Source organism: Actinomadura livida (assembly GCF_014648675.1).
In the GTDB taxonomy this organism is placed as follows: Bacteria; Actinomycetota; Actinomycetes; order Streptosporangiales; family Streptosporangiaceae; genus Spirillospora; species Spirillospora livida.
On sequence record NZ_BMRO01000001.1, the window covers coordinates 305,805 to 315,005 of the forward strand.

Below are 9,201 nucleotides of genomic sequence, written 5' to 3' on the forward strand. Positions count from 1 at the left end.
GCCTACCCCCGCTCCGGCCGGGTCCGGCCACGACCCCGGCCGACGCCCGGACGGCCGGATTCTCCGTTCCGACATGATTTGTCGGCGGCCGCCTCTACCTTCACCGCATGGCGAGCAGCACAGCGGCGGCAGGGGCCGCGCAGTCGTACACCTACACGCGGCCGTCCGGGCTGGACGGGGGGCTCCTCGGGCTCTCCACCTCCGGCGGGACGACGAGCGGCGGGCCGCGGGCGCACCCGCACTTCTTCAGCGGCGTCCTCACCCGGCCCGCGCCGGCCGCGGCGGCGCTGCTCGGGCTGGCGGACGTCGCGCGGACCCGGTACTTCCAGCCGCGGCCGACCGCCTTCCGCGACCCGGTCGTCACGTGCAGCGGCGACCGGCTGCGGCTGGAGTCGTTCTCCGCGTGCGGCGGCGTGTACGCCCGGCTGGACGTGCTGGAGGCCGCGATGGACGGCGAGGTGCACGACCGGGGCACGACCAACGTGGACGTGAACGGCCCGCTGCGCGAGGCCCTCGCCCGCGTGGGCGGCTCCGATCCGCTGCACCTGGCGGTCGGCGCCGACGAACTGGCCGTGACCACGATGGACGGCGCGGTCGTGGAGAAGAAGGTGCCGCTGCCCGACCGGTGGCTCCGGGGTTTCGCCGAGGTCCAGGTGATCACGGCCGGGTTCGATCCGCGCGGCGAGCTGGCCGCGGCGGACGCCGTGCGCTTCCTGCGCTCGATGCCCCGCGCGCCGCGCGGCGCGCTGTGGGCCGTGCCCGCGGGGCGGACGCTACGGCTCACCTCCCGCCCGTCCCCCGGCGCGGTGTGCCTGGCCGGGCCCGAGCGCCTGCGGACGATGCTGCCGCTGCTCCGCTTCGCCACGGCCCTGCGCGTCTACGGGCCGCCCGCCGGCGCCCAGAGCGGGCCGATGTCGAGCGTCTGGGAACTGGAGCTGCCCGGGATGCGGTACGTCCTGACGCTGTCGCCCGGCCACGGGCGGGGCTTCTCCGGGGAGGGCGCCGTGCTGGACGCCCTCTCCACCGACGAGGCCGCGGCGGACGCCGACCTGATCGGCGCGCTGCTGTCCTTCGAGCCGCGGGTCGAACCCGACCTGCTCGCCGAGCGCTCCGGCCTCACCCCGGCCAGGACGAAGGCGGCGCTGACCCAGCTGGGCACGTCCGGCCGGGTCGGTTTCGACACCGCCGAGGCGGCGTACTTCCACCGCGAGCTCCCCTACGACCCGGCGCGGGTCGCCGACCTCAACCCGCGGCTGCGCGCGGCGCGGGCGCTCGTGGAGGCCGGGGCCGTGCGGCTCACGTCCGGCGACACGGCGGTCGTGCTGAGCAACGAGCAGGAGCGCAGGGTCCGCTTCATGGAAGGGCACGCGACGTGCACGTGCCCGTGGTGGTACGACCATCGCGGGGAACGGGGGCCGTGCAAGCACGTCCTCGCCGCGGGCATCGTCCGCCGCGAGCCCGGCGCGGCCGCCGCGGGGGCGGAGGCCGCCCGATGAGCGCGTGGGACGACGTGCGGAAGGCGATCGACGCCGGTGACCGGGAGCAGACGGTCCGCGTCGTCACCGCGCTGGACGAGCCGGGACGGCGCGAGGTCGCCAAGGAGCTGCCGGGCGCGCTGAAGGCGATGCGGCCCGGCTCCCGGTTCGGGTTCCCGGGCTGGGAGGCGCAGGAGCCCCTGCTGCTGGCCGGGGCGGGCACGATCGGCGGCCCGGCGGCCGCGGCGGCCTGGCTGTGCCGGCGGGAGCTGCGGCTCTGGTGGGCGGAGGACGGGTTCGCCGGCCTCTGCGCGGCGCTGTGCGCGGTGACGGCCGGCCGCCCGGACGCGTGGCGCGCGGAGGTCGGCCGCCGCGTCGCCGCCCGGCTGCGCGTCTCCGGGGACACGTGGTTCCTGTGGCATCTCTCGGCGGCCCTGACCAGGTCCGCCGGTGCGCCGCCCCCGGAGTCGGACGGGTTCGTCGCCGGCTGGGCGGCCGAGGGCGGCCGCCCCGGGGAACTGGCCGGGGATCCGTTCCTGGACCCGCTCCTCCCCAGGCTCTTCGAGGTGGACGGGGTGGGCGCCCTCCTCGCCGAGGACGCGACCCGGACGGACGAGGCCACCTGGAACGGGCGGACGTGGATCGGCGCCCTGGTGTCCCTCGCCCGCGACGGGCGGATCGAGCGGGAGCTGCTCCTCGACGGGTGCGTCGGCCGGTTCCTCCGCGGCGGGAGGCCGCACGAGCTGCGCTGGTTCGTCCGCCTGCACAACGGGCTGGAGCCCACCGCCGACGAGGCCGCCGCCCGCGTGCGGGACTACGTCCGGCTGCTGCCCGTCGCGCCCTCGACCGTCGCCGACCTGGCGCTGCGGACGGTCCGCCAGGCCGACGACCTGGGCGCGCTCGACGCCGCGCTCTTCGAGGAGGCGGTGGGGGCGCTGCTGTTCCGTCCCGAGCGCAAGTTCCTGCGCGGCGCGCTGACCTGGCTGGACCGGACGGCCCGCAAGCGCGACCGGGTCGAGGCCACGGTCACCGCGCTCACCGCGGTCTTCGGCTCCGAGGCCCTCGACCTGCGGGAGCGCGCCGTCAAGATCGCGGTGAAGCACGCCGCGCGGGCGGGCGAGCCCGCCCGCGCGGAGGTCCGCGACGCGGCCGCCGTCCTCCCCGCCGAGCTCCGCGCGGCGATCGCCGAGGCGTTCGGCGGGGCCGCCGCCCCGGCGGAACCCGAACCCGTCCCGGAGCCGCCGCCCTTCGTCCCGCGCGAGTGGTCCGCTCCGATCGGCTCGCTCGCCGAACTCGCCGAGGAGTTCACCGTCCACATGCGCGCCGCCCAGGAGTGGCGGTCCGTCGAGCGGTTCCTCGCCGCGCTGGTCGAGTTCGCCTACGCCGACTCCGCCGCGGTCCGCGAGGCCCTGCGCGGTCCCGTCGCCGACATCGCGCCGTGGCTCGCGGCGCCCAAGGTCGACCGGCACACCCGCGTCTGGATCGGGAACGGCTGGGTCCAGTCCGCCGTCCGCAGCCTGTTCGCCCCCGACCCGGGCCGGTCGCTGGGGTCCAGGCTCCGTTCCGCGTTCCAGAGCTGGGACGAAGAGCCCGCGGGCACCCGCATACCGCTGATGGAGCGTTTCCTCCTCTGGCGGATGCGCGAGATCGGATCCGCCCTGGGCCGGGTGCCGCTGCTGCTCGCGACTCCGACCGAGGGCGGCGGCCACGTCGCCCCGGACGTCCTGCTGGACCGGCTCGAACGGCTGGCGGAGGCCGGGGCCGAGCCGGCGCGGTCCGACCTGCTGCAGGCGCTGCTCCGCCTGCCCCGGGAGACCGACCCGTCCGCCGCGGCGCGCGCGAAGGCGCTGACGTCCAAGGCCGGCCGGACCGCGGCGTCCTGGCTCGCCCGGGGCGGCCTCGGCGACCCGGCCGTGGAGTGCGAACTCGGCAAGGCGGACCCGGCGCCCGGCGGCCGGCGGCGCGTTGTCGCGGACCGCCTGGCCATCCGTGTCTCGTCCACGCCGGACACGACCGCGGACCCCGACATCGCCTACCTGTGCACCCTTCCCGAGGGGAACCGGACGTACTTCCCGCCGCTGCGCTTCGACGGGCTCGGCGGCTTCTGGCCGTCCGTCCTGCCGTCGCACCGCGAGGTCACCGCCGCCCACCTCCTCCCCCACATCGCGGCAACCGCCGACTACGACTGGGGGCTGGGTCCCGTGATGCACGACCTGGCGGAGGCGGACGGCCCCGCGGGCCCGGCGACCGCGGCGCTCCTCGCCCTCGCGCTGACGAGCCCGCACGACCGGGTGGGCGCCGACGCCGTCGGGGCGTTCCTGGTCCTCAGCGCCCAGGGCGCCCTCCCCGCGGCCGAGACCGGCACGGCCCTCGGCAGGCTCGCCGTCCTCGACGGCGTCCCCCTGCCGCGCATCGTGCGGGCCCTGACCGAGGCGGCCGACGCAGGTGCGGGCGCCGGCGTCTGGGCGACGCTCGCCGCCGCCCTGCCGCACCTCCTCCCCGGTCCCGGCGAGTCCGCCGCGGCCGGCGCCCCGGCCCTGCTCACCCTGGCGACCCGCGCAGCCGAGACCACGGGGGCGAAGGGGACGATCCCCGCCGTCGCGGACGTGGCCGCCCGGGGCGGTTCGACCCGCCTGGTCACGGAGGCCGCCCGCCTCCACCGGACCCTTGCAACGTGATGGCGGCCCTTGGTGTTGACCAATGCGACTGGTGTTGACCCCGTGGGACGCTGGACACACCGGAAGGAGCGAGCATGACCGAGACACTCGCGTTCGGCACGGTCGAGACCGTGCTCGGCCGCCTGCTCGTCGCCGAGACCGAGGCGGGGGTCGTGTCGCTGCACTTCCGCGACACGCCCGCGAACCGCGCCCGCACCGCGAAGGCCGCGGGCCTTCCCGTGGTGGAGGCCCCGGGACGGCTGGCGCCGGTCCTGTCCGGCCTCCGCGACTACTTCGCGGGCGATCTGAAGGACTTCGAGGTCCCGATCGACTGGCGCCTCGCCTCCGACGTCCAGCGGCGGGTACTGGGGACGCTGTACGACTCGGTCCGGTACGGGCAGGTCGTCACCTACGGCGAGCTCGGCGACCGCAGCGGCACGGGCCTCCACGCGCAGGTCATCGGGCAGGTGATGGGGTCCAACCCGATCCCGCTGATCGTCCCCTGCCACCGGGTGGTCGCCTCGAACGGCCTCGGCGGCTACAGCGGCGGCTCCGGGGTCGAGGTGAAGCGCTGGCTCCTCACCCTGGAGGGCGCGATCCCGGCCACCCTCGACTGGGACATCACGCGCGCGCCCTGACGGCGCCGGGGAAACGGCGGCTTACCCGGGCGCGGCCGGGAATCGTAGGATGGCGGCGTGCCGAAGATCAGTGAGGCGACCGTCGCGGAGCACCGGGCGCGGCAGTTGCGGACGCTGCTCGACGCCGCGCGGGCGCTGGTCGCCGAGGAGGGCATCGAGGCGCTGTCGCTGGCGGAGCTGGCGCGGCGCGTCGGGCTGTCGCGGCCGAGCCTGTACGAGTACTTCCGGTCGAAGGACGACCTCGTCGCGGCGATCGTCGAGGCCGAGCTGCCCCGGTGGGCGTCCCTCGTCGAGGAGGCGCTGCAGGGCCCCGGCGACCTGGAGGGCAAGGTCGGGGCCTACATCCGCGTGCAGCTCGGGGTGATGACCGACGGGCGGCACGCCGCCGCGGTCGCGCTGGCCGAGCACGCGCTCGCGGAACCGGCCCTCGAACGCATCCGGACGGGCCACGCGCAGCTGCTGCGGCCGCTCGTCGCCGCCCTGGAGGAGGCCGGCGTCCCCGGCGCCGAGCTGCGCGCCGAGCTGATCCAGGGGATGGTCGACGCGGCGGCGCGGCTCGCGCAGCGGGCGCCGGGCGACGCCGAGGCCATCGTCGCGGCGACGCTGGCCCAGGCGACGCGGGGGCTGCGCCAGGGGCCCTAGGAGGCGGCGGCCGCGTAGGCGACGCCGGTGAGGGTCTCGGAGACGTCCCAGAGGCGCTCCGCCTGCCCCGGGCGGTTCGCCTGCGGGGGCGTGACCACTTCGGTGGGGGCCCCGCGGTACTGGAGGATGCGGGGGCCGTAGCAGGCGCCTCCGTGGACGTCCGGGGCCGCGGCGGCGTAGAGGGACGGCAGGGCGCCCGCGGCGGCGGACTGGGCGATCACGGCGTTGCCGATGCCGGCGGCCTTCTCCATGAGCGTGCTGCCCTGCATCCGGGGACCGGTCTGCTGGAGGTTGGTGGCGGCGTAGCCGGGGTGCGCGGCGAGGCTGGTCACCTCCGGGACGCGCCGGTCCAGTTCCCGCGCGAAGACCAGGTTGGCGAGCTTGGACTGGGCGTAGGCGGACCACTTGCGGTAGCGGCGCTCGCTCTGCAGGTCGTCGAAGTCCAGCCGCCCGGACCACGCGAACGCCGAGGTGACCGTGACCACGCGGGGCGACGGCGCGGAGCGCAGCGCGGGCAGCAGGAGCCCCGTGAGGGCGAAGTGCCCGAGGTGGTTGGTGCCGAACTGCATCTCGAAGCCGTCGGCGGTCGTGCGGTGCGGGATGGCCATCACCCCCGCGTTGTTGACCAGGAGGTCGACGGACGCGTCGCCGTACCGGGCCGCGAACGCGCGGACCGAGGCCAGGTCGGCGAGGTCGAGGGACGCGAGGACGAGGTCGGCGTCCGGCGCGGCCGCCCTGATCCGGTCGAAGGCCGCCTGGCCGCGCTCGGCGCTGCGGCAGGCCAGCACGACGGACGCGCCGTGCCGGGCGAGCTGCAGCGCGGTGTGGTAGCCGAGGCCGCTGTTGGCCCCGGTGACGATCGCCCGCCGGCCCCGCAGATCGGGGATGTCGCCTGCCGTCCACCCGCGCATCGGGCACCTCCACGTCATATCGCGACTCCACCGCGGCTACACAAGTTAGACGTGTTCTCGAATAGCGGACAACCCGGCGGCGATGTGGCGCGGTTCACACACCGCCGGACGCGCCCTCCCGAGGGAGGGCGCGCCGGTTCTCAGGACGGGAGGTTCTCCTCGATGGCGGTGACGACCTCGGCCGCCTCGGGCTCGGCCTGGGGCGCGAAGCGCGCCGCGACCGAGCCGTCGGGGGCGACCAGGAACTTCTCGAAGTTCCAGCGGATGTCGCCGGTGTGGCCCTCGGCGTCGGGGGTGCCGACGAGGTCCCGGTAGAGCGGGTGGCGCCCGTCGCCGTTGACCTCGACCTTCTCGGTCATCGGGAACGTGACCCCGTAGGTCGCCGAGCAGAACTCGGCGATCTCGTCCGCGGTGCCGGGCTCCTGCCCCATGAACTGGTTGCAGGGCACCCCGAGGACGGTGAAGCCGCGTTCCGCGTACCTCTCCTGCAGCCGCTCCAGGCCGGAGTACTGCGGGGTGAGGCCGCACTTGGAGGCGACGTTGACAATGAGCACGGCCTTGCCCCGGTACTGGCCGAGGTCCGCGGGTCCGCCCCGCAGGCCGTCGATCTCTACGTCGAAGACAGACATGAGGCCGATCCTAGGAGATCACCCCCCGTGACCGGCCACGTCCTCGATCGTCCGGCCGCCGCCGGACGGGTCCGGCGGCGGCGCGGCCTCAGGTGCCCAAGGCGTTCACGAACGCCGCGAGCTGACTGCCCGCCTCGCCGAGCTGGCTGAAAGCGTTGTTGACCACGTTGGCCGCGTCCGTGGGCGAACTCAGCAAGTAGAAGATGACGAACGCGATAGCCACATAGCGGAGGTTCTTCTTCATCCGTACGCCGTCCCTGGTTGTAGCGCAGCGACACAACTGACCCGATCCAATTGTGCCCAGGCGCGTCTGCCCGCAAAGCGCGATTTTACTGTGACGCCGAGGCAACCGCTTGGTGGCCGTGCACGAAGAAGCCCCGCACCGCGCGGGGTACGGGGCCAGGGAGCCGTCCGTCAGCTCGGGATGGCGCTCATGAACTGCGACAACGACTCGGCGGCGGTACCGAGCCCGCCCAGGGCGTTGTTGACGAGTCTCGCCGCGCCCTCGGGTCTGCTGATGACGTACCACACCCCGAACGCGATGCCGGCGATCTTCATGTGCTTCTTGTTCACTGCAACCACCCTCTGCGGTCAGATGACTACGGAGAGTGTTTCCCAGTGCCGCCCCATCAGAGATCAACGGCACGCAAAGAGACGGTCAGGTCCCGTTGGCGTGCTCGGCGAGGTACCGGATGTAGAGCGGGCGGAGCGCGTCCGCCAGCTCCCCCTCGCCCGCGTGCGTGAACTCCTCCAGCAGCGACAGGCCGTGCACCATGTCGAACTGGGCGCGGCCGACCTCGCCCAGGGACGCCGCCGCCGCGGGGATCGCGCGCAGCAGCTCCCAGAGGAAGCCGACGTCGCGCCGCTCCTTCGCCAGGGCCATCGCGCGCTCGTACAGCTCCTTGGACGGCAGCCCGTCCAGCTCGGCGGCCCCGCCGGGCGTCACGTCGGACATGCTCCGACTCTAACCGCGCCGGCGCCGTCCTGCCGCGCGCACGTCCTCCGGAGCGCGCTCACTTCTTCTGGATGACGTCCTGCGGGATCGCCTGGTCCTGCTTGAGCGCCTCGAAGAGCCTGGTCGCCTTGGCCTTGTCCCAGGTGATGTACGAGCCGACGCCCGCCGCGCTGCCGCCGCCGCCGATCGGGACCGTCGTCGACACGCCGTCGCCGCCGCTGACGCCCTTCATCGCCCACATCATGCGGACCAGGTGGTGCAGGTGGTCGCCGTCGTCCACGAGGAAGTTGCTGGTGGAGTTCATCGCGAGCGGGATGCTCCGGAACGGGTTGAGCATCGTTCCCGGGCTGGCCGCCTTCTTCATCAGCGCGCCGAAGAACTGCTGCTGGTTCTCCACCCGCTGGAGGTCGGCGCGGGCGTAGGCGCGCGTCCGCACGTAGCCGAGCGCCTGGGCGCCGTCCAGCGTCTGGCAGCCGGCCTTGAGGTTCAGCCCCGCCTTCGGGTCCTTGATGTCCTCCTTGACGCACATGTCCACGCCGCCGACGGCGTCGACCACGCCGACGAAGCCGCCGAAGCCGATCTCGGCGTAGTGGTCGATGCGGATCCCGGTGGCCTCCTCGACGGTCTGGACGAGCAGCTTGGGCCCGCCGAACGCGAACGCCGCGTTCAGCTTGTTGCGGCCCTTGCCGGGGATCGGGACGTAGGAGTCGCGCGGGAGGCTGATGAGGGACGTCCCGCCGGAGCCGTAGTGCAGCAGCATCATCGAGTCGGTGCGCCGTCCCGGCGTGAAACCGGTCTTCAGCTTGCGCTGCTCGGCCTTCGACAGGCCATCGCGGCTGTCGGAGCCGACGATCAGCCAGTTCGTCCCGGGGGTGTCGGCGACCCGGCCGGGGTAGTCGACGAGCACGGACTCGCGCTTCAGCCGCGAGTCGAGGTAGAAGTAGCCGCCGACGAGGACCAGCAGCAGCACGACCACGATGGCGCCGAACACCCGCCCGCCGCGGCGGCGCCTGCGGCGCCGGGGCGGGGGCCCGCCGTACGCGTCGCCCTGGTCGTACCGGCCTCCGCCGCGAAGCTGGTCGCCGGCGTACGGGTCGTCGTACGGATCGTAGGGGTCCCCGCGCCGTTCCCGCCCGTAGGCCGCGGGCTGGTGGTGCTCCGCCCGAACGGAGTGGTGCCTGCTGCGAGCCACGCGTTCGCCCTCCTTGCGTGTCCAGCCCTCCGGCCAGCGGTCGCTCATGCCGTAGACCTTAGACTTCCCGCGCGTTCCCCGCGTCCTTCTCCTGCATGATTG

The 9,201-nt window shown here is 74.5% G+C and carries 10 protein-coding genes; 4 read left to right on the forward strand and 6 right to left on the reverse strand.

Annotated elements, in window-relative coordinates:
• Window positions 1–107 precede the first annotated feature (107 nt).
• From IEZ03_RS01235 to IEZ03_RS01250, 4 genes are all read left to right on the forward strand, one after another.
• Complete coding sequence (locus tag IEZ03_RS01235) at window positions 108–1,496, forward strand: DprA-like winged helix domain-containing protein (protein WP_184882896.1); 1,389 nt, start codon at window positions 108–110, stop codon at window positions 1,494–1,496.
• On the forward strand, window positions 1,493–4,153 hold the full coding sequence (locus IEZ03_RS01240; protein WP_184882895.1) for a DUF6493 family protein: 2,661 nt from the start codon (window positions 1,493–1,495) through the stop codon (window positions 4,151–4,153). The genes IEZ03_RS01235 and IEZ03_RS01240 overlap by 4 nt, the downstream gene beginning before the upstream one ends.
• Window positions 4,154–4,227: 74 nt before the next feature.
• Window positions 4,228–4,770, forward strand: a complete 543-nt coding sequence (locus tag IEZ03_RS01245) for a methylated-DNA--[protein]-cysteine S-methyltransferase (RefSeq protein WP_184882893.1) — start codon at window positions 4,228–4,230, stop codon at window positions 4,768–4,770.
• A 57-nt stretch (window positions 4,771–4,827) separates the two neighbouring features.
• Entirely contained in the window at window positions 4,828–5,412 is a 585-nt protein-coding gene (locus IEZ03_RS01250) for a TetR/AcrR family transcriptional regulator (RefSeq protein ID WP_184882891.1), read from the forward strand.
• Here IEZ03_RS01250 and IEZ03_RS01255 read toward each other — a convergent pair.
• The 6 genes from IEZ03_RS01255 to IEZ03_RS01280 form a co-directional block, all read right to left on the reverse strand.
• Entirely contained in the window at window positions 5,409–6,323 is a 915-nt protein-coding gene (locus IEZ03_RS01255; protein WP_184882889.1) for an oxidoreductase, read from the reverse strand. The two genes, IEZ03_RS01250 and IEZ03_RS01255, sit on opposite strands and share 4 nt — an antisense overlap.
• Window positions 6,324–6,463: 140 nt before the next feature.
• A complete protein-coding gene (locus tag IEZ03_RS01260; protein ID WP_184882887.1) occupies window positions 6,464–6,952 on the reverse strand; it encodes a glutathione peroxidase in 489 nt (162 codons plus the stop codon).
• 88 nt (window positions 6,953–7,040) lie between these two features.
• Entirely contained in the window at window positions 7,041–7,196 is a 156-nt protein-coding gene (locus IEZ03_RS01265; protein WP_165950176.1) for a hypothetical protein, read from the reverse strand.
• A 170-nt stretch (window positions 7,197–7,366) separates the two neighbouring features.
• On the reverse strand, window positions 7,367–7,525 hold the full coding sequence (locus IEZ03_RS01270) for a hypothetical protein (RefSeq protein ID WP_165950175.1): 159 nt from the start codon (window positions 7,523–7,525) through the stop codon (window positions 7,367–7,369).
• Between the two features lie 85 nt (window positions 7,526–7,610).
• Complete coding sequence (locus IEZ03_RS01275) at window positions 7,611–7,907, reverse strand: hypothetical protein (protein ID WP_132046899.1); 297 nt, start codon at window positions 7,905–7,907, stop codon at window positions 7,611–7,613.
• A 58-nt stretch (window positions 7,908–7,965) separates the two neighbouring features.
• Window positions 7,966–9,147 carry an LCP family protein gene (locus IEZ03_RS01280; protein ID WP_184882885.1) on the reverse strand — a complete coding sequence of 394 codons (1,182 nt, stop codon included), beginning with the start codon at window positions 9,145–9,147 and terminating at the stop codon, window positions 7,966–7,968.
• Window positions 9,148–9,201 lie beyond the last annotated feature (54 nt).